Origin of the sequence: Planktothrix sp. FACHB-1365 (genome assembly GCF_014697575.1) — a bacterium.
GTDB lineage: Bacteria > Cyanobacteriota > Cyanobacteriia > Cyanobacteriales > Microcoleaceae > Planktothrix.
In genome coordinates this window covers 46312-71166 of sequence record NZ_JACJSC010000013.1, presented here as the reverse complement: position 1 = coordinate 71166, position 24855 = coordinate 46312, and the positions used below count along the sequence as shown (strand labels likewise).

Sequence of the window (24855 nt, the reverse complement as noted above, 5' to 3'; positions counted from 1 at the left end):
GTTTTACCATCTCACTGAATTCATTCTTTCCTTGAGATTAATTTCACACTTATCTAGGATTTTAGATTAAAATAAACTAAAATGATTTTGCTCTTAATTTAATTATGTTATTTACTCCTTCCCCATTACTGATTGATACCCTCCGTCAACGACGTAAAAAACTCAGTTATTTAATAGATTTTCCAGCAGTTTTGTGGTCAGGTCGTGCAGTTTCTCGAAATTTCCCCGCTAACATTTATTCATTTCGCGCCAGTAGCCATTTCTTATATTTTGCTGGATTTCCCTTAGAAAATGCAGTCATTCGGTTAGATCAAGGTCGCTTAGAATTATTTATGGATGATCCTCCAGAAGGGAGTACCCTTTGGCATGGAGAAATGCCTCAACGAAATCAAATAGCAGAACTCATCGGTGCAGATGCTCATTATTCCTTAAAGGAGTTATCCAATTATCTTCAAGACGCTGCTACAATTGTGGTACAAAATCCCATCACCGCCACAGAACAACGTCAACGTTTGAACTGTCCTCTTGTATCCGCAAGTACACCAGAAGGAATAGATTTAGAATTAACAAACGCGATTATTACGTTACGTTTAACCCATGATGAAGCCGCATTAAAGGAATTACGCCAAGCCGCAGAAGTCAGTGTAGAAGCCCATAAAGCCGGAATGAAAGCAACAAAAACGGCTGAATTAGAAGCAGAAATTCGGGCAGCAATGGAAGGAGTAATTATGAGTCATAATATGACCTGTTCTTATAATAGTATTGTGACGGTATACGGAGAAGTTTTACACAATAATCACTATCATCATCCTCTAAAGCCTGGAGATTTATTATTAGCGGATGTGGGGGCAGAAACCGAGATGGGATGGGCTGCGGATATTACCAGAACTTGGCCTGTTTCGGGAACCTTTTCTTCAACTCAACGAGATATTTATCAAGTAGTTTTAAAGGCTCATGATACTTGTATTGATTCTATTATGCCGGGTATAGAATATGAAGATATTCATCGAATTGCAGCAATGGTTATCGCGGAAGGATTAGTAGAATTAGGAATCTTAAACGGAAGTCCAGAAGACTTAGTAGAACAGGATGCTCACACCTTATTTTTTCCTCATGGAATTGGGCATTTATTAGGGTTAGATGTTCATGACATGGAAGATTTAGGAGATTTAGCCGGATATGAACCCGGACGGGTCAGAAGTCAACGGTTTGGCTGGTGTTTTTTGCGGTTAAATCGTCCCCTAAAGCCCGGAATGTTAGTCACAATAGAACCCGGATTTTATCAAGTTCCGGCTATTTTAAATGATCCTAAAAATCGGAAAAAATATCAAAAACAAGTAAATTGGGAACGGTTAGAACAATTTGCTGATGTGCGAGGAATTAGAATCGAAGATGATATATTAGTAACAGAAAAAGGAACAGAAATTTTAACGAAAAATTTACCAACCTCTATGGAAGAGATAGAAGCATTAATTCAACAGTAATCTTGTTATCTCATTTTGTAAAATTATGCTTAAACAACAACGAGTTAAACGGTTTATGATCTTCTTTTTAGGAACGATCATTTTCATCGGATTTACCGTAGTAGGTTATGCGTTTACAACCCTATTATTGCCAGATCAGTCTTCAATATTATCTTCCTCCCCTAGTTTGTCTAGCTGTGGAAGCCCTAGTGGGGGAGAAACAGATAATGCAATTGCCTCTTTTTATGGAAATAATTCCTATTCTTGGACAAATAAAATTCAATGGAATTGTGTTTATAATATTAAAGATTTTCCCGGTTCAACAGTAGTAGAACAGTTCAATGCTGCTAGAGATGCGGCTGCAAATAATGGAGGAGGGGTTGTTTATTTTCCATCAGGAACCTATATTTTTGATGATAGTATCAAACTTAAATCTAATGTTGTGATTCGCGGAGAAACACCTAAAATTAAATCGGCAAAATTAAATGAGTATAATCCTCCAACAAAATTAGTCTTTCCTGAATATAAACCCCGGCTTTCAGGAAACGGAACTCCTAACGAAACCGCCTTTAAAAGTATTCAAACCCAAACCCCAAATCAAGATAGTAATATTGGTATTGTTAACCTAGATATTAATCGAGGTGCGATTAACTTGGTTGGGGATTTAGATCAGACTAAAAGTAGTAATATTATTATATTTGGAATTCGTAGTAATAACGTCGCTAAACCCGATCCAAAAGTTCCAAATCTTGAATTTCAGAACCCTTGGCAACGTTATAGTCATCGCTTTGCTGCTAATATTGAACTCACTGTCTATGAAAATGTGTTAGTGGCTAACAACCGAATTAATGATAAAATTACTGATAATTATGAACAACCCGGATATCGCTTACAGTCAAAAGATAAAAAGAAAATTATCACCTATGAACAAGGCAATAAAGTTCCTTTCAATTATACTAACCATTATGGAATTTCAGTTAACCGAGGGGGAAAAAAAGACGGGTTTCAATTAGCCGGAACTCCCACCACTGAACCTGGACTTTTTCGCAAAGGAATTGTGATTCGAGATAATTGGGTTTACCATACCATGCGAGTTGCTATTCATGCGGCTGGAGATGGGTTAATAATTCAAGATAATGAAATTAAAGATGAACCCAATAAACAATGGTGGGCAGACCCCACAGGAACACGAGAAGCGACGGGTGCAGTGACCTTAGAAAATCGAGCCATTGACTGGTCAGGATGGAATGTTTTAATTGAAGGAAATGATTATCAAGTTTATCGCCATAAAATCGGAGAAACCAACTATTTAAGTGTAGATGGAGAAGGGATTTTAATTCAAGAATGTTGTGGTGGAACAACGGTTAAAAATGTTATGATTAAAAATAATCGCGGCAATGCTTATATTGGACTTTATAAGGTTCAAGACATCAATAATGCCACAATTGAAAATAATCAAATTATAAATTCTGATATTTTTGTAATGGCAGACACCAATAATCAACCTTATAGGATGAATCAGGTTAAAATTATTAATAATCAAGTTTCAGGAAGTATTATTGCTAAAGGCAGTTTAGGGGGTCAGGGGAATGAAATCTCAGGAAACCAAGGAAGCCAAAGCGGAAAATTAGATTATTCTTGTTCGATTGAAGTTAATAATAATGCTGGTTTTAACGTTCAACCGTGTTCCCCACTTCGCTAACTCCTCAATTCAATTGTCTAAATCTAATATGTTAATCTAAGATCAACAAAATATTAATCCTCTGAATGAAAGCTGGTCAGAAGCGAGGAATTTAGCGATCGCTGAAACGGATTTACCCGATGAACAGTTTCCTGAAGTTTGTCCTTTTTCTGTAGAACAAATCATGAGTTCTGACTTTTGGCCTGACCCCTAATAGAAAACCCTTATAGCATTGTATCAAGTTAATTAGGATTAAAAGGGGTATATTTTCCTCCTAATGCTTCAACAATTGTTTTTGTATTCTTAACTAACATTTTAACATAAGTATCTCCCTCACTTCCTGGAGAACCAATCGAATCAGAATATAATTGCTCTGGTGCTAATTTAACGCCTGATTCTTCCGCAACGGTTGTAATTAATTTAGGGTTAATGGTGGTTTCTGCAAAAATAGCTGGAACTCCTGTTTTTTGAATTGAATCGGATAAATTTTTAACAGTTTTTGCGCTCGGTTGTTCTTCTGTACTAATCCCAATTAAGGTTCCAATTACCTCTAAGCCATAGGCGTGAGCATAATATTGAAACGCATCATGGGTTGTGACTAATTTGCGATTTTGAGGAGGAATGGTTGCTATTTGCTGTTGAATCCAACGATCTAACTGTGTTAACTCCTGAGTGAGTTGGGTGGCGTTTTTATTAAAAATAGCTGCATCTTCAGGGGATAAAGCAATTAACTCATCTCTAATTTTATTCACCATTAAAATAGCGTTTTTAGCGGTTCCCCAAACGTGAGGATCGGGTTGGGTTTGTCCTCGATATTGAAAATCTAAGGGTTTAATCACTTCTCCCACTGCCACTTTTTTTCCAGAGGTAGATGCGGCTTTCATTAATTTAATTAATCCGGGTTCTAAATTATAGCCATTATAAAGAATTAAATCTGCTTTTTCTAAAGCAATACTATCTTGGGGTACAGGTTCATAAACATGGGGATCTACACCGGGTTGTAAAATTCCTTGATGGTCAATTTCATCCCCGCCAATTTGTTCTGTTAAATCCGCAATAATGGTACTGGTTGATACGACTTTCGGTTGATCTCCATTCACAGAATTTTCCGTTATTGATTGAGTACAACTACTTAATCCACTTAAGATTATTGTCAGTAAAATACTCCAAAATCCCATCGATAGAGGGTTTAGATCACTGATTTTCATGATTCTGTAAGCCGTTTTCATAATTTTTTCATTAATTATTTCATAATTATTTCATTTTTGCAGTAGACTAGAAGAATAATCCTCCTAAAGTAGCCCCTCAAATTCTTCCGTGATCAGGAAGTCAATGGGGAAACCACTCCATAAAATACAGATAACAATGGATCAAACGGCTATGAACACTCTAAAATTCCCCCATCCTCTGCATCAGTCTCTCACTGTCCATCACCTCAGCGTCAACTATCGGGGGGTGGAAGCACTGCGAGATATCAGTTTGGATATTCAACCCGGACGACTAACGGGCATTATTGGCCCTAACGGCGCAGGAAAAAGTACCTTGATGAAGGCCATGTTGGGTTTAGTTCCGATGGGGACGGGTTCGGTGGTGTATGGCGGAAAACCCCTGAGTCAGCAACGCCAACGGGTGGCTTATGTCCCCCAGCGATCGCAAATTGATTGGGACTATCCGGCGACGGTTTGGGATATTGTGATGATGGGGAGAGTGCGGAAAACCGGGTGGTTGCGTCCGTTTTCTGGGGTGAGTCGTCGCATTGCAACTCAGGCGTTAGAACGGGTGGGAATGGTTGAATATAAAAATCGCCCCATTGGTCAACTGTCGGGGGGTCAACAACAGCGTGTTTTTTTAGCGAGATCTTTGGCGCAGGAAGCGGAAATTTTTTGTTTTGATGAACCATTTGTTGGCATTGATCAAAAAACAGAAGCCATAATTTTTAGTTTATTTCGAGAGTTAGCAGCATCAGGTAAAATTGTGATTGTGATTAATCATGATTTAGGGGAATCTATTGTTAATTTTGATGATTTAATCTTGTTGAATCAAGAAATAATTGCGACGGGCAATCGTCAACAGGTTTTAAAAGAAGATTATTTACAACAAGCCTATGGGGGTAGGGTATTTTTCTTTGCGGAAAAAGTGGCTTAACCTCTCGTTCCCGGTTTTATCGTGCTACGCGCTATAAATGTTTTATAAAATTTGGTGCGTGCGCTGTGCTTACGCACCCTACAATTTTTTGAGTTGAAATCACATGATCAATTTGTTAATTGAACCTTTACAATATAGTTTTATGCAGCGATCGCTGACGATTGCTATTTTAGTCGGAATTATTTGCGCTGTTGTCGGTAGCTATTTAATGGTGCAGCGATTAGCCTTATTAGGAGATGCTATTAGCCATTCCGTTTTACCGGGATTAGCGATCGCTTTTATCCTTAATGCTAATATTTTTGTCGGGGCGTTTATTGCCGGAATTTTGAGTACAATTTGTATGAATATTATTAGAACCTATTCCCGTATTAAAGAAGATGCGGCGATGGGAATCGTATTTTCAGCGTTTTTTGCCTTGGGAATAACCTTAATTACGTTAGTTCAAAAAGACAATAAAATTGACCTTAATCATTTTTTATTTGGTAATATTCTAGGAGTAACAAGAGATGATGTCCGAGATACCTTTATTATTGCTATTATTATTCTAGCAGTTGTTACCTTAATCTACAAAGAACTGCTGTTTTATACCTTCGATCCCTTGGGCGCGGAAGCCACAGGTTTACCCGTTAACCTGCTCAATTTAGGATTAATGGGATTAATTGCTTTAACCATTGTTGCCAGTTTAAAAGCGGTTGGAGTCATCTTAGTTCTCTCTTTATTAATTACTCCCGCAGCGACAGCTTATTTATTGGTAGAACGTCTCCATCTCGTGATGATATTCGGTGTGATTATTGGAGTCATTTCCAGTATTAGCGGAATGTACTTAAGTTACTTTTATAATCTACCTTCTGGCCCTGCTATTGTATTAGTAACATTTGGGTTATTTGTATTAGCCTTTTTATTCAGTCCCACCCAAGGATTATTAAAAATAAAACAAAAGTAGGGTGCGTAAGCACAGCGCACGCACCATCTAACAGTTTATTAACTTTTATATTTAATAAATGTTACTAAAACTCTACTTTAACCGTCAAGGTAAACTCATAAACTTCTTTTTTAAGTTGTTCAATTTGAGCTTGTAAATCAAGATAAACTGGAACCTTAATATCAGCAATTGCTTTAAAATTTTTCTTAAATTCCTCACTGAGGCTTAAAGTTAATTCTCGACTTTGTAGAGGATTACTACCTGATCTTTGCTCAATTAAACTTGTCATAGAATGATCGCTTAATAGTTGATATTTATTTAGATGAGCTTGAGCTTTTTCTATATTTGGATTTCCCCCTGGAAATGTACTCCGAATTTTTAGTTGATTTCGTATTTGTTCAAAGGTTTTACTCTGTGCTTCAAGATTTCCCGTAACACCAGAACTATTGAGAGAACCTTTATAAACTTGCTTTCCTGTTGAAGTTTTGACTTCGATTTGTTCTACCGTAACTTCTCGTGCACCGAGTAACCCGCATAAAGTTGTAAAATGAAGATATTTTGCTAAAGCAAAGGTTGAAGCCGATTTCTCAAGAACAACATAATCTGATGAATCATAAGGATTTTGAATTAATAAAGATCCTTCTTCCAAAAGTCCATGACTTTCCAATTTTTTTTCTAAAGAACTTGATACTTCATCGGAAGGAACTAAAAGATGAACCTGCTCGTTTAAAAGTAAATCATTCCCACCCGAAGTATATTCTAGTCGGGCTAAATCGTGAGAAGAAATAACTAAAATTGCTTTGCGTTTTCTAGGTGGAACTGCATCAATATTCATCGGTTTTGTTTCATCTAAGTTATTAGTTTTATCAGGGATTATTTCAGGTTTAATTTTCTCTGATTTGGGTTGATTAGGAATATTTGCAGGGATATTACCAATAGGTTGTTCAGTCCTATTAATCCCCCAATTTGTAGCGGTGTTAATTGCCACCCTTGAAACTGTATCAGCCAGCTTACGGCTAAAGGAACGAAAAGACTTATTGACAAACTGATAAGGTTTATTTGAAACTGCACCTTCTTTTTTTTTGCTTCTAATTCCTCATTCAACCATTTTTCAATTGATTCTAATGTACCGTTTTGTAATGTTCTCTTAATTTGATTAGAGACAACTTCTTGAATCTCATTACATACATTATTAACCCAGTCTGATGAGCCTTCCTCTGGGAACTCTCCATAGATAACAATTGGAGCCAGACGATTACTTTCATCTTTCTCAATAGGTATAACTTCTATGACAAATTTAGGATCGCTGTGACGGACAGTAACCGATGGGCCATACTGTGCAATTTCTCTTTTTTTTGCGGGAATTTCGTAAATTTCTAAAACAAGTTGCTGTTCTAATTTATCATCAGATAATTCTTTTCTGTTTTTAATAATGACATCAGGAGATTCATTATCAAGGCTTTGTACCCAAAATAATAGATTGAGATTGTTCATTTTTCTACCTGTCTGAAAATTTCTTTAATTAGATTATCTGCATCTTGTTCATTTGCTAAACTTCCCAGAGCAACTTTAACTTTAGCTGCTCCCCCAGCAAGCAGAGTGATTTTTTGTACAATGGGAAGGGATGTAAATTTATCGTGATAATCACCGATTGTGTCAGGAGTAAGATTTTTAAATCGCGCATCAGAATTCCAATGATTTCCAACAATAAAGAATTGCTTTCTTTCTGTTGTACCTAGTTCTTTAATCCAGTCTCGAATGTGTTTTAGATCGTTCTCACTTCGTTTTTCTGTAACCGAATCTTGATCTAATAACCTATCTGTTCTTACGATATATAGAACTAAATCAGCTTCTTTAAAAAGTTTTTCCCAAACACCATAAGCTTTTTCACCACCTGAAACATCATCAGTTTTTTTGATTAGAATATCCAGATCGTCGAGTTTAATGCGGGTTCTCTCTATCTCGTTTTTGTCACGAGTTTGGTTATAACGCTCAATCAAAATCCCCTTTTCCATATATTTTAAAAGGGTGGTTTTTCCGACTCTCCTTGTACCTAAAACGGCAATTTTCTTTCCCTTCAGGGAATAGGCAATATTTTCCCAGTTAGAGACAACTGATCCGCTTACCACCGCGCCAACGGCAAAAGCGATAAAGATTGGAACAAGAGGCAACGGCATAAATATTAGACAAAATACATTTTTTAAGTCTTAACCTATACTAAAGTTCTCTGATAAAATCTGTAAAGACGGAAAAGGGCGGAAAAAGACGGGAATTTCTAAAATTTTAGTGAAGGGCGGAAAAAGACGGAAAAGGACGGATATAATAACAGCAGGTTTTTTCAGGTCTTTACCGATGGACATTCCTGATATATTACAGTTTGTAGATGAAGTTGTCTCGTCTAAAACAGGCAAACATCTCAACGATTTGCAACGGGGAATTATTGAGGGAACACTGAAACGACAGAGGTATACTGACATTGCAGAAACTTACGGTTGCACTGCGGGTCATGCGAAAGATGAGGGTTATAAGCTTTTACAAATATTATCTAATATCTTTAATGAAACAGTTGATAAAAATAATCTTAAATCTGTACTTGATAGACAAATAAATTTAAACATAAATCTTGCTAACAGTAATAATACTTTTGGTAATAGTAACACAATTAGTTATATCAATATTTGTCCAGATGATCCAACTCCTTCCTCAAATAAAAGTCAACCCTCTACTGTTAATACCAAAACTAGAAAAAACAAAGTTAATATAGAATTGGTTAATAAATTACGTCTATTTGGGTTGAATAATGAGCAAATATCTGAGGTTTTGAACCTTCCATTAGATGCTGTTAATCAGGTAGGTTTATAACATATTTTTGGTGTTTATATTGTGGTTTTACTAAAAATATAAACAATTAAAATAGTATCAGATCAACCAGAATATTTGAAAAAAGTCTGTAGGGTTTGGGTTTCTAAACGCAGGTGAAAAGAGGGTTTGAAGACCAAACCCCTACAATAAAATTTTACAATTATAAACTAGCTTTTAGCTAGAAATGAGGTGTAGTTTTTAACAGCTTCCGGTTGAGAGGGAACTCCTTTTTTCATCAAAATGACTCCATCTCTAAAATCAATAATGCCGTATTCTTTATTATCCGTTAACTGTTCAATCCGTTGAGTAATTTCCTTTAAGGAATTGCGATCGCCTGAAAACGCGACACCATATTTTTGTAACTGCCATAAATCCGCTAAAATATATTCAACAGAAATCACTTCTCCGGCATCATTTCTTAACTGATATAACGGAAACCTTAATATTTCTCGGCGACTCGATAAATGGGGCACAATATAAGTTGTAGTTGCCACACTAGCATCAGGAGGAATTTCTGCTAATAAAGGTCTAAATTGGGCAACGTGCGACCATTGGGTTGTTACGGGAATATAAACCCAAGGATCAATAGAATCGGGAATAATAAAATAGAGGGTACGATTGGGGTTAGAGGTGAAACTAAAGAATAAGGATAACCCAATACAAAATAGCCAAAATCGACGGAATTTAACCGACGGTAAAACGACTTTAGATTCAGAAATTTCTCCTGCTTCTGGGTTCAGTTGCAAGTTAAATTTATCCTGTAACTGTTTTTGTCGATTTCCCCACCATAAAATAGTTCCATAAAATAACCCTGGAACTACGGTTAAGGCATAACGAATCGTAATCGATAAGACAGATTCTCCCTTCGCCATAAACAGTTTTAATAAGGGAAAACCTGCTATCATCCAAGACGCGGGAGCAATGGCAGGAATAAAGGCTAAGGGCAACCATTGACCTAATAAATATTTTAACGTTCCCCAAAACGGTGTAAAAAGTTCAACAATTAATCGCCCCGGATTACTCACAATTCCCCAGAGAATTTCTAAGGTTGATGCTTCCTCTCCATCGGCATATTGACCAAACCGTTCCATCATAAACCGTTCAGAAATATCCGCCGAAAACAAAGGCATGATAAAATTAGTTAGAGCTAAAATATAACCAAAACTCAGCAGACAAACTAAAACACCTTGCACCGGATAACGTCTACTTAAAATCAGATAAACCCCAACTCCAAATAAAATGATGCCGGAATCCTCCCGAACCATTAAAATTAAAACGGCACACACCCAAAATAACCACCACCAGCGTTTTTCGATGGCTAGTAGCGCTGTAAACATAAATAATGGAATTTGACAGATATCATGGAAATTACTTAGGGTGGGGCCGATGACGGCATTGGCAGCATAAAAGCTGACCGTTATGAATGCGGCTAAAGGAGGTTCCAGATATTGACGCGCCAAAATGTACAACACCAAGCCAGCAACAGTGATTAACGTAACCTGTAATACCGTTAGGGTGACTGGGGAGGGGAATAATACATACAGGGGTAACCACAGTAACAATGCTGGAGTAAAATGCTGTCCTAAACGATGGTAGCTAACGTTGGGGAACTCTCCCTGGTGGACAACATTGGTGGATAGTGCAGAAGACAGGGAACTTTGAAACAACCGTCCGTGACTACTATTCCAAAACACTTGATTAAAAATGCCTTGGTCATAAGAGGCGTAAAAACTGAAATAACGGTGTAGAGTTAAGCCTAAACAAAGGAAAAAGAACGTGATCGCAACGCCTACGACCCATCTCAATGCTGAATTTTTCTGCCAGTTTTGCCAGCTTAGGAACATTCTGGATCAACCCAAATTTTTGCAACGGTGATCTTATCCCCCAAAAACTCAAGACCGTTGAGGGACAAAACCAACAAACACCGAATAGTCTACCACTCTCTCTCGGCCTCCCAACTTGCCCTATCCCCAAAAAAAATCGAATCTTAAGAAGATCTTAAATTAAACTATAAGATAAAAAGCAGTTGCCCATGTACCATCCTTCCTCTTTCACCGATAGTGACAACAGCTTACCGCTCCTGCTTCAAACCTATTTCATGCAGGCATTTCCCGAAAAACAGTCTCCGTCTCCAGAAGTGTCCTTACAACTTCTTCTGTTCGTCGATCAACGTCCTAGCTCTCAAGAGCATATTCGGCAAGTTCGTCAATTCCTAGAGGAGTTAAATGCTCAAGATGAATTTGAGCTTCAGATTATTGATGTGGGTGAACAGCCCTATCTGGCTGAACATTTTAAACTGATTGCTACCCCCACGTTAATCAAAATTCACCCTGAACCTCGGCAGGTTTTGGCCGGAAGTAACTTAGTGACTCAACTTGAACATTGGTGGCCCCGTTGGCGACAAACGACGGAGTTATTGGAGTTGGATGAACAGTTACCTTCCCCTGTGGCTCCCCCTTATCCCCTGACAAATTCGGTAAATTCTGTTGTTTATGCGGGGGAACTGATGAAACTCAGTGATGAGACGTTTCGCCTGAAACAAGAGAAAGAACTGCTACAGCAACAATTACAGTTTAAAGATCGGATTATTGAAATTTTGGCTCATGATCTGCGGAGCCCTCTCACTGCAACTTCCTTAGCCTTAGAAACCTTATCTTCTGATCAAATTACGGCGGCTTTGAAAGTGCGTTTAATTCAACAAGCGCGCGCTCAGATTCATATTATTGATCGGATGATTACGGATATTCTACAAACAGCAAGCAGTCCGAATATTCGCTTACAAATTCAACCGAATCAGTTAGATTTAACGGTTTTTCTGAACCAAATTTTAACGGAATTAGACTCGCAGTTTCAATCTAAATCTCTGAATCTAAAAACAGATATCCCCCATGATACGCCCTGTGTTTATGCGGATCAAGAACGGATTCGACAAGTGGTGGTTAATTTATTAGATAATGCCATTAAATATACTCCCAGAGGGGGAAGTTTACAAGTTAGTGTTTTACACCGCACCAGTCAAAAAGTGCAGGTGAGTATTTGTGATAGTGGCCCCGGAATTCCTGAAGAAAACCGCGATCGCATTTTTCAAGAACATTTTCGTTTAGCACGAGATGAAGCTCAAGAGGGGTATGGTATTGGTTTATCTTTATGTAAACGAATTATTATCGCCCATTATGGTAGTATTTGGGTTGATTCTAGCTTCACAAAAGGCAGTTGTTTTCACTTTACTTTACCTGTATATCATTAAGCTGTCTATCATTCATCCTGACATTATAACACATTAGGGGAGAAGGTTAGGTTGTTCTCGATCATCGAGAAAATCAGGTGTAAATTGAGATAAATTATTCCACCAGTTTTCGTCTAAACTTGATCTCAAGTCCGGTTGCTTCTCTAATTGTAAAAATGACGATACTTAATAAAAGCAATGTAATCTAAGACTTGATCGATGAGTTGATCGGGAAGATTTTCGAGTTCTTGAATCAGTTGATCTTTAGAAGTCATAGGGGTAATTCTCCTAATTATTGATGACTTAAGAATTATTTTTCAAAGCTGCAATAATTTTTTCATTGGCTTTAGGAAAGGGAAATTGTTCAATTTCATCTAAAGTCACCCAGCGAATTTCATCACATTCTAAAGGTTGGGGTTCTCCACTCATATAGCGACAGTGATAAACATTTAACGTGACCTTAAAATGAGTATAAGCGTGTTCAATGGTAATTAAATGATCTTTAACTTCTATTTCTATTGCTAATTCTTCTTGAATTTCTCGTTTAATACACTCTTCTAACGTTTCTCCCGCTTCTAATTTTCCCCCTGGAAATTCCCATAACCCTCCTAATAATCCTTTAGCAGGTCGTTTATCAATTAAAATTTGTTTTTGTTCATTCCAAATAACAGCAACACCAATAATTTTATGGGGTAAGGGAGGAGAGATTTCACGCATGGGAATTTCAGATTGAAGGTTTAATAAATAAGCTTGACAATGCCCTTGCCAAGGACATTCTGAACAGTTGGGAGCTTTGGGTGTACACACCATAGCTCCTAAGTCCATAATGGCTTGATTAAACTCACGGGGATGATTAGAATCAACTAACTGGTCGGATAACTCCCACAGAGATTTTAAAGCTTTTCCGGGGGGTACAGATAACGCCATGAGTCGAGCTAAAACTCGTTTAACGTTTCCATCTAAAACAGAAATCGGAAGATTATACGCCGAACTCAGAATACCTCCGGCGGTGGTGCGACCAATACCCGGTAAACTCAAAACCGCTTCTAATTGATTCGGAAAAACCCCATCATATTCTTGCACAATTTGTTGAGCGCAGGCGTGCAAATTTCGGGCTCTGGCATAATATCCTAACCCTTGCCAAACTTTTAAGACCGCTTGTAAATCCGCTTCAGCTAAGTCTTTAACTGTAGGAAATGTTTCTAACCAACGTTGGTAATAGGGGATCACTGTTTTGACTTGGGTTTGCTGAAGCATAATTTCAGAAATCCAAATTTTATAGGGATCGCTACTCTTTCGCCAAGGTAAATTCCGCCCGGTTTGAGCATACCAACTCAGAAGCGATCGCCTTAATTGAACAACATCAAATTCCGGCAAACTCATGGTTCAGACTGCCGAAATTGTATAAGTTTGATCATCAAGGAATGGAACAAAATCAAGGGTTTTCATGATTCGTCAGCAGCTTTTTCACCCACTTGAATAGATCGTTCAAATGCCATGCGTTGTTCGGCGTTGCGAAGGAAATAGCCACTGATCATCGCTGAAGCTAACAGCCGACCTAAATGTTCTCGACTGGTTGTGACGGTAATGCCAAAATGTTCCGAGGGTAAATTTCCTAATAGTCCGATAATATTGCGTTCCATTACTTGAAAGACTTCAGGAGAATTGGGTTTAGACAGTTGAGAAACCGTATCGGGACTCATAGATTGGACATATTGCCACAATAAGTTCCCAATTTCTCCTCCTTCCTCCTGAAAAAACTCCGAATTTCGATTGGATGCGTCGCTCATGCCTTTCTCTCCCTTATGCAAAAGTTGAAACGGCTCTTAATCTGATCAATTAAGTTGATTTTCAACTCCAGTGATTTCTTACTCTAATCTAGCAGGATGTAGAGACGTTTTAGATAAACATCTCTACTGCTTTAATAAGTGTCACCGCAGAGGGATCACTCGTTGTTTAACTCGCCATATAGTCGTCAATATCTTTTTTACGTTTTCGGAGTTTTGTTAAAGCTTCTCGTTCAATTTGTCGAACTCGTTCTCGACTAATATTTAGGCGATCGCCAATTTTAGCTAGGGTTAAACTTTGCCCATCTTCCAAACCAAATCGCAAGGATAACACCTGACGCTGTTGTTCCGTGAGATCGGCCATCATCACTTCCAAATCCGTGCGTAAGGAAGATTGCAGGGCAAAATCTTCGGGAGATGCTCCCGTATCTTCTAAAAGATCCCCTAACTCCGTATCTTGGTTATCCCCCACCCGCAGATCCAGGGACAGGGGCAGACGAGCGTGTTCTAAATATTCTCGGATTTGTCGGGGAGTGATTTCCAGTTCCGCCGCGAGTTCGCCCATGGTAGCGGCTCGTCCTAATTTTTGAGCCAATTGACGTTGAGCTTTTTTGATTTTATTGAGTTTTTCCGTAATATGAATCGGCAGGCGAATGGTACGGCCTTTTTCAGCGATCGCACGGGTAATCGCTTGACGAATCCACCAATAAGCATAGGTGGAAAAGCGATATCCTTTGGTGGGATCAAATTTTTCAACGCCACGTTGCATCCCAATAGTCCCTTCTTGAATTAAGTCCAGCAAGTCTACATTGCGCTTGATGTACTTTTTAGCAACGGATACCACCAGACGCAAATTGGCTTCCACCATTTTACGTTTCGCACTTTGGCCTTGTTCTAGCACTCGTTCTAATTCGGCTTCTGAGAGCCCCACAGCCTCTGCCCATTCTGCTGGGCTGGGCGCTCGACCTAAACGGGTCGCTAAGTATTCCCATTCATCTTGAACGACACTCAAGCGTTGAACTTGTTTGCCGTAGAGAATTTCTTGCTCATGGGTTAGCAGGGGAACACGACCAATTTCTCGTAGATAAGCGCGTACAGAGTCTGTGTCTGAGATTTTAGCAGTTTTCATGGCTCATCTCCGGCTGGATACCTTTAACCTATAAAGGTTTGATACGTCAAGCCCCTACTCGAAGCGCGAAAGAACAGCAAGCAGGTTTTGATGCAATTCTTTCGTCTAAAGTACGGACGGTTAGCCTAGGTGTTACAACCTGGGATTTTTCCAATGTTAAGGACTGTAACCCAAGCTTGCAGTTACACACTTAACATAACTCAATTATATGTTAAGAAGTTTAACATTTCTTAAAAATAATGACTATCCCCCCTAAGACCGAATCTACTTAACTTAAAGGCACTACTCCTATGAGGGTAGCGTCTAAGTCCCTTTTTGACTGCATCACACAGAACAAATTTCGTTAAATTTTAGGGAGGAGGGAACAGGGAATTACGAATTACGAATTACGAATTACGAATGGGGGACAGGGAATGTTGACCAAATGGCAAGCAACGGAATGGTTTGAACCTATATCTTTTAAGAGAGGTTCTTCAATGCGGCATTGTTCGATAACATAAGGACAACGACTACAAAATCGGCATCCCGTTGGAGGGTTCATCGGGCTAGGAACTTCCCCGGTTAATAAAATGCGTTGTCGTTTGGCTTCTAATTCGGGATCTGGAATGGGAACGGCGGATAATAAAGCTTGAGTATAGGGATGGAGGGGATTTTCATACAAGGAAATCCGATCTGAAATTTCTACTATTTTCCCTAAATACATCACCGCAATTCGGTCAGAAATATGACGAACTACACTTAAATCATGGGCAATAAAAAGATAAGTTAATCCTAGAGTTTTCTGTAAATTTTGCATTAAATTAATGACTTGTGCTTGAATAGAAACATCCAAGGCAGCAATGGGTTCATCACAAACAATAAAATCAGGATTCATGGCTAAGGCTCTGGCAATGCCAATGCGTTGTTGTTGTCCCCCGGAAAATTCATGGGGATAACGATTCATTACATCAGAATTTAATCCCACTAATTCTAATAATTCTTTAACGCGATTTTGGGCAGTTTTTGAATCTGCTAATTGATGAATAATTAAAGGTTCACTAATAATTTTACCAACGGTCATTCGAGGATTTAAAGAAGAATAGGGATCTTGAAATATCATTTGCATTCGTCGGCGAAAGGGATGCAATTCTTTCTCGGTTAAACCAGTTAAGTCGGTATTTTCAAAGTAAATTTTTCCATCAGTTGGACGAGTGAGTTGTAAAATTAGTCGTCCGGTTGTACTTTTTCCACACCCCGACTCCCCGACTAAACTTAAGGTTTCTCCCCGTTGAATATTAAACGTAACGCCATCAACAGCTTTAATTGCGCCAACTTGACGTTGTAGCAAAATTCCTTGCATCACGGGAAAGTATTTTTGTAAGTTTTCAACCCGAATTAAGAAAGAATTTTTTTGCTCAGATTTGAGCTTCTCGTCAGAATTGATTATCATATTTTTATAAAGAATAAAATAATATCTAGCTTTTTTAATTTTAATCTGAATTTGACTCAACTTCCCAGTTACTATCCTTACTTTTAAACGAGAGAGAGTTGAGTTTGTATCTCTAACCCTTAAGAAATTCTTGAGAAATTTGCTTTTAATGACGAATTATAGTAGGGATATTGGCTCCTGAAAAACTATCATAATCCGCTAGGGATGAAGTAAAAAGTGACCCCAGATAGAGGTTAGACCCCGTTAAATCGTCGATTTTTAATGCCTAAAAAGCTGATGCTGTGGCTGTTTGCAGCCCTGGATACAATTGTAACTTTTTTTAATATATTTGTGTCAATAAAGGCTGTGAATGATTGGATTTTTATTCATAGATAATAGTGATTAAAGATTCTGATTATTCGTTATAAGCTGTTAGTTGTCAGAAAAAATAAAGAAGAAGCTTCTAAACGAAAAAACACCTAAAAACATTAGGTGATAGGTAAAGCTTTGGAAACTTTTTCTATTCAAAAAAGAGTGAATTCGTATGGTAACAATCAACAGAAATGAAACTCGTCAACGGCAAAGCATCGATACAAAAGCCGCTCGCAATCTAGCCATCACCACAAATACCGTGCCTCAAATGGCCGGAATTACCCCTCGGTGGCTATTACATTTTCTGCCTTGGGTACAGGTACAATCAGGGACTTATCGGGTCAATCGTACAAAAGTTGTTCTCAAACCCAGTCCTAAAGTTCGGGTTAATAATAATAACGGACATTCCAGTATTTCCCCTGAAGAATTACGCACTATTCCAATGTTATCTGTCCTTGATCCATCGGATGCAACTGCGATCGCCAATCGTTTCCAAAGTGAATCCTTTAATATTGGTGAAACCATTATCCAACAAGGTCAGCCGGGGGAAAAATTCTATATTGTTGTTGAAGGAAAATTAGAAGTTTCCACCTCTGGCGATGAAGGGGAAAATCTGCGAGTTGCGGTACTCGGAAGCGGAGACTACTTTGGGGCGGTGGGTTTAGCTCCAGAAGTAATCAGTCATTCCACAATTCGTACCCTCACTCCTTGCCGCTTACTGGCGCTTTCCAAACCCTGCTTTGACGAAATTCTGAGTCAGTCCCCTGACATTCGATTAAGTTTACAAAAGGCGATTGAAGAACAAAGCCGGTTAAAATCCGTTGTTAATCTTTATGGGGAAGAAAAAATTCCCGTTGTCACTGATTATCAAGGAGAAATTGAACTTCCCGCCTCCTATATTGACTATGAAATTGAACCGCGAGAATATGATCTCAGCCTAGTTCAGAATATCCTGCGGGTTCATACCCATGTCACCGATATTTATAACGAACCCATTGATCAACTCCGCGAACAAATTCGCCTGACGGTCGAAAACTTAAAAGAACGTCAAGAATGGGAAATCATTAATAACCCTAACTTTGGCTTACTCAACTCGATTTCGCCCTTAATGCGGGTTCAACCTCGCTATGATGTCCCCACTCCCGATGACCTGGATGAACTGTTAACCCGGGTTTGGAAAAAACCCGCCTTCTTCTTAGCTCATCCCCGTGCGATCGCAGCCTTTGGGCGGGAATGCACTCGTCGGGGTGTGCCACCTGTGAGCATTAATATATTTGGATCACCCTTCATCACTTGGCGAGGTGTGCCTTTAGTTCCCTGCGATAAATTAGAAATCAAAGGCTACAATGGCAACCTCCAAGGCCCCGGTAAAACCAATATTCTGTTAGTGCGAGTGGGTGAAAAAGAACAAGGGGTCGTCGGTTTGCATAAAGTCGGTATTCCGGGTGAACAACTCCCCAGTTTATCCGTGCGGTTTATGGGTATTGATTCTCAGTCCTTAGCGTCTTATCTGTTAACCCTCTATTTCTCCTGCGCGGTCTTAACCGATGATGCGGTCGCTGTTCTGGAAAACGTCGAAGTAGGATACTACCATGACTATCAATATGCCAGAGTCTAACGGCAAAAACCTCGATCATCCGTTTGATGTTCTTAGGGTGGCAACCTTGGCAAATCAGTTTTATACCGCCTTACCTGGTGAAAACAATATTGCCCCTGTGACTCCCCCTCAGTCCGCAATGCCTACCCATCCGCCCCTACCCCAACCGGACAGCAGAGGATCAGATGTTGGTGGAGTCGTATTCCTGGGAAGTGCAGCACCCAGCCAAGTGTTAACGGAAGAAGCCTTAACCCGCATGGCGCAACAGTTTGTAGCGACGCTGTTACCGACTCAACTCGAAACCAGTTTCAAACAAGCCTTGACCCAGCCAGAATCCCTCAGTCCATCCTTGGGATCACAACCGCAGACATCGGATGTTACTTCTGAAGCCTTCAATCCGGTTCCTAAAGAGTATTTAACTGAGATTCCTTCTTTGTTGGCGATCGCTCAACCTGATCCTGGAATTCCAAATACTGCCAATCCACCGATTAGCGACTTGGATTGGAAACAGGTATTTACAGAGATTCAGGATAATTCGCTTCCAGTCCAGGAACCCTCTCAACCGTCTTTTTATTTTCTCTCTTCCCCAACGGTAGAAAACCTGGGGTTAGAATCAGGGGAACCCTTTGATGTTCAGGCAATTCGCAAAGACTTCCCAATCTTGCACCAAAACGTCAACGGCAAACCCCTGATCTGGATGGATAACGCTGCAACCACTCAAAAGCCACAAAGCGTTATTGATAGTTTATCGCGGTTCTATCAGCGAGACAACTCTAATATTCACCGAGGTGCTCACACCTTAGCCGCAAGGGCAACGGATGCCTATGAATCCGCCAGAGAGAAGGTACAACGGTTTTTAGGAGCGAGTTCAGCCTCCGAGATTATCTTTGTGCGGGGGACAACGGAAGCGATCAATTTAGTGGCTCAAACCTACGGTCGCAAACACATTGGTGAAGGGGATGAAATTCTGCTTTCCACCCTGGAACATCACGCCAATATCGTTCCTTGGCAGATGTTAGCCCAACAAACGGGTGCTATCATTAAAGTGATTCCGGTGAGCGATCGCGGTGAGATTCTCCTTGAAGAATATGCTCAACTCCTCAGCCCTCGAACTCGTTTAGTGGGAATTACTCAAGTCTCTAACGCCTTGGGAACGGTTCTCCCCGTGCGGGAAATGACTGAAGTGGCACACCGTCATGGTGTTCCGGTGCTGGTGGATGGTGCCCAAGCGGTTTCTCATTTTCCTGTCAATGTTCAAGAGATCAATTGTGATTTTTATACCCTGTCTGGTCATAAACTGTTTGCACCGACAGGTATTGGAGCACTGTATGTCAAACGGGAAATTTTAGAAGATCTTCCTCCTTGGCAAGGTGGGGGGAGTATGATTCGCAGTGTTAGCTTTGAAAAGACGGTTTACAGCGACCCCCCAGCTAAATTTGAAGCCGGAACTCCCAATATTGCGGATGCGGTGGGACTAGGGGCAGCCATTGACTATATTACCCGCCTGGGAATGCACAATATTGAGCAGTATGAACACAAGCTCACCTGTTATGCCACAAAACGCCTAGCGGAAATACCGGGTTTGCGTCAAATTGGCACTTCCCCCCATAAAGTCAGTGTGTTATCGTTTATTTTCGATGACATTCCGGTGGAACAAGTGGGTCAACGCCTTGCTCAAGAAGGTATTGCCGTTCGTGCAGGTCATCATTGCGCCCAACCGACAATGCAGCGTTATGGTTTAACGGGTACAGTTCGACCCTCTCTAGCGTTTTATAACACTTGTGCAGAAATTGACACTTTAATAGAGGTTTTACAAACTCTTAGATTTCGTTAAACCCTTGTAGGATTCGATCCCCCTTTTTTAGGGGGATTTTGAAATTTTTCCTCTTGTTAAAAACAGAATTATTTTCCCTAAAAAATCCAATCAATCTTATATGAAATCCCTAAATGTTTGCTACAAATCCCCCCTGTAGAGACGTTGCATGCAACGTCTCTACAGGGGGGTTAGGAGGGATCATCTGTAGTATCTACAATGGGATTTTATATTAAATCCCCCCTGAGTCATTCTTAGTGTCTTTGTATCTTTGAGATTTTTTCAAAAAGATCCCTGTACCTCACCTACCGAAAAACCGCTATTATGTCTAATTCCAGTTTGCTCAATACCCCTCAAAAAACCTCTGCAATTCCCAGCCAACATTCTGATAGCTTGCCCAATAAAGCCAATGCTTTTCAGATGTTTTTGGAAGATTTACAAACCATTTCCCAACGTGATCCGGCTGCCCGCAATTGGTTAGAGATCCTATTTTGTTACCCTGGATTACAAGCGATTTGGTGGCATCGAATTGCCCATCAATTGTATCGTTGGAGGATTCCATTTTTACCCCGTTTTCTCTCTCATCTGAGCCGTTGGTTTACAGGGATTGAAATTCATCCCGGTGCTAAGATTGGTAAAGGAGTTTTTATTGATCATGGCATGGGAGTTGTGATTGGAGAAACTGCAATTGTTGGAGATTATGCTTTAATTTATCAAGGGGCAACTTTAGGCGGAACGGGGAAGGAAAAAGGCAAACGACATCCCACGTTAGGTCATCACGTTATGGTGGGAGCAGGTGCTAAATTATTAGGTAATATTTATATTGGGGATCATGTTCGCATTGGTGCGGGTTCGGTGGTTTTAAGAGATGTTCCCAGTCATTCTACCGTTGTCGGTGTTCCGGGGCGCATTACTCGCAATTCTAAAGAAACGGATGATTTACAATTATCCGATCATTTACCTGATCCTGAAGCTACAGTGATTCGGAATTTGTTTGAACGAATTAAACTTTTAGAACAGGAATTAGCTAGTTTAAAGGCTTTAAATTCTGTGACGGACGTTCCAGATAGCTCGCAACAAGGTGCGATCGCTAATATTCAGGCTAACGAAATTATTGAAGAATTTCTGAATGGAGCAGGGATTTAAATCACTTCCTAGAAACCGGGTTTCTCTGGTAAATTTGTTGTCACAAATCAAGAAAACTTCAGAAACCCGGTTTCTGTGAGTTAGCACTAAGTTGTTAGAAACCGGGTTTCTCTGGTAAATTTGGTGCGATAAATCAAGAAAACTTCAGAAACCCGGTTTCTGTGAGTCAGCACTAAGTTGTTAGAAACCGGGTTTCTCTGGTAAATTTGGTGCGATAAATCAAGAAAACTTCAGAAACCCGGTTTCTGTGAGTTAGCAGTAAGTTGTTAGAAACCGGGTTTCTCTGGTAGATTTGTTGTTAGAAATCAAGAAAACTTTAGAAACCCGGTTTCTGTATACCCGCACTAAGTCCCCCAGTACCGGAGCCGACCAACTTCAAGGTAGTACAGGAAACGATACTTATGTTGTTGATAATGCTGGAGATATCGTTACAGAATTAGCTAGTGGAGGAACAGATTTAGTCCAATCTTCTGTCACCTATACCTTACCTGTGGAAGTGGAAAACCTGACCTTAACCGGAACTACTGCTATTAATGGTACTGGTAACGCTTTAGCTAATATTATTACCGGAAATACCGCTAATAATATTCTCAATGGCAGTACCGGAAATGATAACTTGATTGGGAGTAGTGGCGCTGACCAATTATTAGGTGGTGATGGCAACGACTCCCTCAGTGGAGATGCTGCTAATGATACCCTGACGGGTGGACTCGGTGCGGATAAATTTATCTATAATACTAATGCAGCCTTTACGACTACTGCGGTAGGTGTGGATTCTATTACCGATTTTACCATAGCCCAAGGGGATCTGATTGTATTAGATAAAACCACCTTTACCAGTATTAGCAGTATTGCGGGAACTGGGTTTTCTGTTGCTACTGAATTTGCTAAGGTAACAACGGATGCTCTCGCTGCTACCAGTGCCGCCGATATTGTTTATAATACCGCGACGGGCGGATTATTCTACAATCAAAACGGCACAGCCGCAGGTTTTGGCACAGGTGCTCAATTCTTAACCTTAACCACTAAACCTGTCTTAACAGCAACTCAATTTGTAATTCAAGCCTAATTCTCAATTGAGAGACAGAGAAACCCGGTTTCTGGTAGAAACTGGGTTTCTGAGGTTATAGAATTTTTCTAACTGAGAGGTGAAATTGATTAAATATTCCTTAAGAAAGATGGTAAATTAATATTTGTTGGGGGGCAAAAAAGCGATTGTGTGCTAAAGTCTTAAAGACTAATTTTATTATTGTTTTACCATGAGTGACTTAATTGCGATCGCTTACGATGACGAATACAAAGCCGAAGAAGTGCGTCTAACCTTGATTAAATTACAAAAAGAACATTTAATCGAATTAGAAGACGCGGCGGTTGTCGTTAAGAATGCTGAAGGGAAAGTTAAACTCAAACAGGCTGTTGACTTAACAACGGCTGGTGCGGTCAGTGGTGGGTTTTGGGGTTTATTAATTGGAACTTTATTCCTGAGTCCAGTTTTAGGGGCTGCTGTTGGTGCTGCTGCTGGGGCTGCTAGTGGCGCATTAAGTGATATTGGTGTTGATGATAACTTTATGAAGTCTTTGGGGGAAACAATGCAACCCGGAACCTCTGCGCTGTTTGTTTTAGTGCGGAAAGTCACCCCCGATAAAGTGTTAGAAGAAGTCGCACCCTATGGGGGGAAAGTATTAAGAACCTCCCTGAGTAAAGATGAAGAAGCCCAATTACAGGAAGTTCTCACGAACCGAGGCGTGACGGTTTAATCCACTGTTTGAATTCGATTCTGTACCCTAGGTAAAATTAGCTAAAATTGCTTTAAGGGTGCGTAAAACAAAGCTGACGCACCCGATTTTTAACAATTCTAATTTTTTTATAAAGATTAGCCTTAGAGTTTTTATAATCGTTTATAATCATAGAAATTTTGATCATAATTGTTAAGATTGTATCAAAATTAAAGCATTTAGTAGAGTGTCAAAAAAATTAGATTTGATATACTTTACTTTAGCATTTATATTAAAATAGCCGACCGTTAACGGTTAACGACCTAATTATAGAGGACGGAAAACAATGGGACAGACTCTACTCGAACAACTACGCGAAATGACCGTTGTAGTGGCGGATACGGGAGATATCCAAGCCATTGAAATGTATACCCCCAGAGATGCAACCACCAACCCTTCCTTAATTACCGCCGCTGCCCAAATGCCTCAATATGAGGAAATTGTGGATAATACCCTCAAAAAAGCACGTCAGGAGTTAGGGAAAAGTGCTTCCCCTTCAGAAGTTGCCACTTTAGCTTTTGAACGATTAGCCGTTGCCTTTGGCTTAAAAATATTAGAAATTATTCCAGGGCGGGTGTCAACGGAAGTAGATGCTCGGTTATCCTATGATACGGAAGCCACCATTGCTAAAGGTCGTTATTTAATTGAACAATATGAAGCCAATGGCATTTCTCGCGATCGCATTTTAATTAAAATTGCCTCTACTTGGGAAGGAATTAAAGCCGCAGAAGTTTTGGAAAAAGAAGGGATTCATTGTAATTTAACCCTATTGTTTGGGATTCATCAAGCGATCGCCTGTGCCGAAGCGGGAGCAACTTTAATTTCTCCGTTTGTGGGGCGGATTTTAGATTGGTATAAAAAAGAAAGTGGACGAGATTCCTACCCCCCAGAGGAAGACCCCGGTGTGTTATCTGTCACCCGAATTTATAACTATTATAAAAAATTCGGTTATCAAACAGAAGTCATGGGGGCTAGTTTCCGCAATATTGGGGAAATTACCGAGTTAGCAGGTTGTGATTTACTGACGATTTCTCCAGCTTTATTAGAAGAATTACAATCTACAGTGGGTGAGTTACCTCGCAAACTTAATCCCGAAACTGCTACAACTTTTGAGATGGAAAAAATCTCCATTGATCAAGACACTTTTAACCGAATGCACGCCGAAGATAAAATGGCTTCGGAAAAATTAGAAGAAGGAATTAAAGGGTTTTCTAAAGCCTTAGAAGCGTTGGAAAAATTCTTAGCAGATCGATTAGCTAGAATTGAAGGGGAAGAAGTGATTAGTCATGCGGCGGAAGATATTTTCCGCGCCTATGATTTAGATGGAGATGGTTATATTACCCGTGAAGAATGGTCAGGAACCGATGCTGTCTTTGATGCTCTGGATCAAGATAATGATGGTCAAATTACCGCCGAAGAAATGGCGGCTGGACTGGGAGTATCGTTCCATTTAGCAACGGTTTAAATATCCAAAACCCTCAAAATGTTGTAGAGACGTTTCATGAAACGTCTCTACATATTGCCAGAAA

General features: G+C 39.7%; 22 protein-coding genes. 13 read left to right on the top strand and 9 right to left on the bottom strand.

Annotation, left to right across the window (positions count from 1 at the left end; all coding sequences use genetic code 11):
• The first annotated feature begins 101 nt into the window (after positions 1–101).
• From H6G57_RS15680 to H6G57_RS29420, 3 genes are read left to right on the top strand one after another with little or no spacing between them, the layout of a single operon-like run.
• Positions 102–1484 (top strand): aminopeptidase P family protein, encoded by a 1383-nt coding sequence (locus H6G57_RS15680; RefSeq protein ID WP_375539529.1) that lies wholly within the window; start codon positions 102–104, stop codon positions 1482–1484.
• 25 nt (positions 1485–1509) lie between these two features.
• A complete protein-coding gene (locus H6G57_RS15675) occupies positions 1510–3165 on the top strand; it encodes a glycosyl hydrolase family 28-related protein (RefSeq protein WP_190520091.1) in 1656 nt (551 codons plus the stop codon).
• Between the two features lie 52 nt (positions 3166–3217).
• On the top strand, positions 3218–3358 hold the full coding sequence (locus H6G57_RS29420) for a DUF29 family protein (RefSeq protein WP_309235927.1): 141 nt from the start codon (positions 3218–3220) through the stop codon (positions 3356–3358).
• A gap of 28 nt (positions 3359–3386) precedes the next feature.
• Here H6G57_RS29420 and H6G57_RS15665 read toward each other — a convergent pair whose 3' ends face one another.
• Positions 3387–4373: a metal ABC transporter substrate-binding protein gene (locus H6G57_RS15665; protein WP_375539526.1), complete on the bottom strand. Its 987-nt coding sequence runs from the start codon at positions 4371–4373 to the stop codon at positions 3387–3389.
• Between the two features lie 151 nt (positions 4374–4524).
• On the opposite strand from H6G57_RS15665, the gene H6G57_RS15660 reads away from it, so the two are divergent.
• Positions 4525–5289: a metal ABC transporter ATP-binding protein gene (locus H6G57_RS15660; protein ID WP_242048990.1), complete on the top strand. Its 765-nt coding sequence runs from the start codon at positions 4525–4527 to the stop codon at positions 5287–5289.
• Positions 5290–5392: 103 nt separating this feature from the next.
• A complete protein-coding gene (locus H6G57_RS15655) occupies positions 5393–6232 on the top strand; it encodes a metal ABC transporter permease (protein WP_190520087.1) in 840 nt (279 codons plus the stop codon).
• A gap of 64 nt (positions 6233–6296) precedes the next feature.
• Here the strand turns inward: H6G57_RS15655 and H6G57_RS15650 are convergent, their stop codons facing one another.
• Genes H6G57_RS15650 through H6G57_RS15640 form a run of 3 tightly spaced genes read right to left on the bottom strand, consistent with a single transcriptional unit; the run spans position 6297 to position 8388 of the window.
• Positions 6297–7046 (bottom strand): hypothetical protein, encoded by a 750-nt coding sequence (locus tag H6G57_RS15650; RefSeq protein WP_190520086.1) that lies wholly within the window; start codon positions 7044–7046, stop codon positions 6297–6299.
• 38 nt (positions 7047–7084) lie between these two features.
• Positions 7085–7705 (bottom strand): hypothetical protein, encoded by a 621-nt coding sequence (locus H6G57_RS15645; RefSeq protein WP_190520085.1) that lies wholly within the window; start codon positions 7703–7705, stop codon positions 7085–7087.
• Entirely contained in the window at positions 7702–8388 is a 687-nt protein-coding gene (locus H6G57_RS15640) for a hypothetical protein (RefSeq protein WP_190520084.1), read from the bottom strand. Before H6G57_RS15640 ends, H6G57_RS15645 begins: the two co-directional genes overlap by 4 nt.
• Before the next feature lie 175 nt (positions 8389–8563).
• Here H6G57_RS15640 and H6G57_RS15635 point away from each other — a divergent pair, with 175 nt between their 5' ends.
• Positions 8564–9073 (top strand): hypothetical protein, encoded by a 510-nt coding sequence (locus H6G57_RS15635; RefSeq protein ID WP_190520083.1) that lies wholly within the window; start codon positions 8564–8566, stop codon positions 9071–9073.
• Between the two features lie 167 nt (positions 9074–9240).
• Here the strand turns inward: H6G57_RS15635 and H6G57_RS15630 are convergent, their stop codons facing one another.
• A complete protein-coding gene (locus H6G57_RS15630) occupies positions 9241–10917 on the bottom strand; it encodes a DUF2079 domain-containing protein (protein WP_190520082.1) in 1677 nt (558 codons plus the stop codon).
• Positions 10918–11171: 254 nt separating this feature from the next.
• Between H6G57_RS15630 and H6G57_RS15625 the strand changes: the two genes are divergently transcribed.
• A complete protein-coding gene (locus H6G57_RS15625) occupies positions 11172–12320 on the top strand; it encodes a histidine kinase (RefSeq protein WP_190520195.1) in 1149 nt (382 codons plus the stop codon).
• A gap of 282 nt (positions 12321–12602) precedes the next feature.
• Here H6G57_RS15625 and mutY read toward each other — a convergent pair whose 3' ends face one another.
• The 4 genes from mutY to H6G57_RS15605 form a co-directional block, all read right to left on the bottom strand.
• Positions 12603–13682: an A/G-specific adenine glycosylase gene (mutY, locus tag H6G57_RS15620; RefSeq protein WP_190520081.1), complete on the bottom strand. Its 1080-nt coding sequence runs from the start codon at positions 13680–13682 to the stop codon at positions 12603–12605.
• Between the two features lie 62 nt (positions 13683–13744).
• Positions 13745–14089, bottom strand: coding sequence for a DUF760 domain-containing protein (locus tag H6G57_RS15615; RefSeq protein ID WP_190520080.1), 345 nt, complete (start codon positions 14087–14089; stop codon positions 13745–13747).
• A gap of 166 nt (positions 14090–14255) precedes the next feature.
• Positions 14256–15215, bottom strand: a complete 960-nt coding sequence (locus H6G57_RS15610) for an RNA polymerase sigma factor, RpoD/SigA family (protein WP_072717271.1) — start codon at positions 15213–15215, stop codon at positions 14256–14258.
• Between the two features lie 379 nt (positions 15216–15594).
• Positions 15595–16644 (bottom strand): ABC transporter ATP-binding protein, encoded by a 1050-nt coding sequence (locus H6G57_RS15605; protein WP_190520077.1) that lies wholly within the window; start codon positions 16642–16644, stop codon positions 15595–15597.
• A gap of 523 nt (positions 16645–17167) precedes the next feature.
• On the opposite strand from H6G57_RS15605, the gene H6G57_RS15600 reads away from it, so the two are divergent.
• The 6 genes from H6G57_RS15600 to H6G57_RS15575 all read left to right on the top strand — a co-directional run bounded on the left by H6G57_RS15600 (position 17168) and on the right by H6G57_RS15575 (position 24791).
• Entirely contained in the window at positions 17168–18613 is a 1446-nt protein-coding gene (locus H6G57_RS15600; protein WP_190520075.1) for a family 2B encapsulin nanocompartment shell protein, read from the top strand.
• A complete protein-coding gene (locus H6G57_RS15595) occupies positions 18588–20426 on the top strand; it encodes a cysteine desulfurase (protein ID WP_190520073.1) in 1839 nt (612 codons plus the stop codon). The genes H6G57_RS15600 and H6G57_RS15595 overlap by 26 nt, the downstream gene beginning before the upstream one ends.
• Before the next feature lie 399 nt (positions 20427–20825).
• The gene (gene cysE / locus H6G57_RS15590; protein WP_190520194.1) at positions 20826–21551 is read left to right on the top strand and encodes a serine O-acetyltransferase; all 726 of its coding nucleotides are present in this window, start codon (positions 20826–20828) and stop codon (positions 21549–21551) included.
• A 295-nt stretch (positions 21552–21846) separates the two neighbouring features.
• Positions 21847–22620: a calcium-binding protein gene (locus H6G57_RS15585; protein WP_199314329.1), complete on the top strand. Its 774-nt coding sequence runs from the start codon at positions 21847–21849 to the stop codon at positions 22618–22620.
• A 190-nt stretch (positions 22621–22810) separates the two neighbouring features.
• Entirely contained in the window at positions 22811–23308 is a 498-nt protein-coding gene (locus H6G57_RS15580) for a DUF1269 domain-containing protein (RefSeq protein WP_072717265.1), read from the top strand.
• Between the two features lie 304 nt (positions 23309–23612).
• On the top strand, positions 23613–24791 hold the full coding sequence (locus H6G57_RS15575) for a transaldolase (protein WP_190520071.1): 1179 nt from the start codon (positions 23613–23615) through the stop codon (positions 24789–24791).
• The last annotated feature ends 64 nt before the right edge of the window (positions 24792–24855 follow it).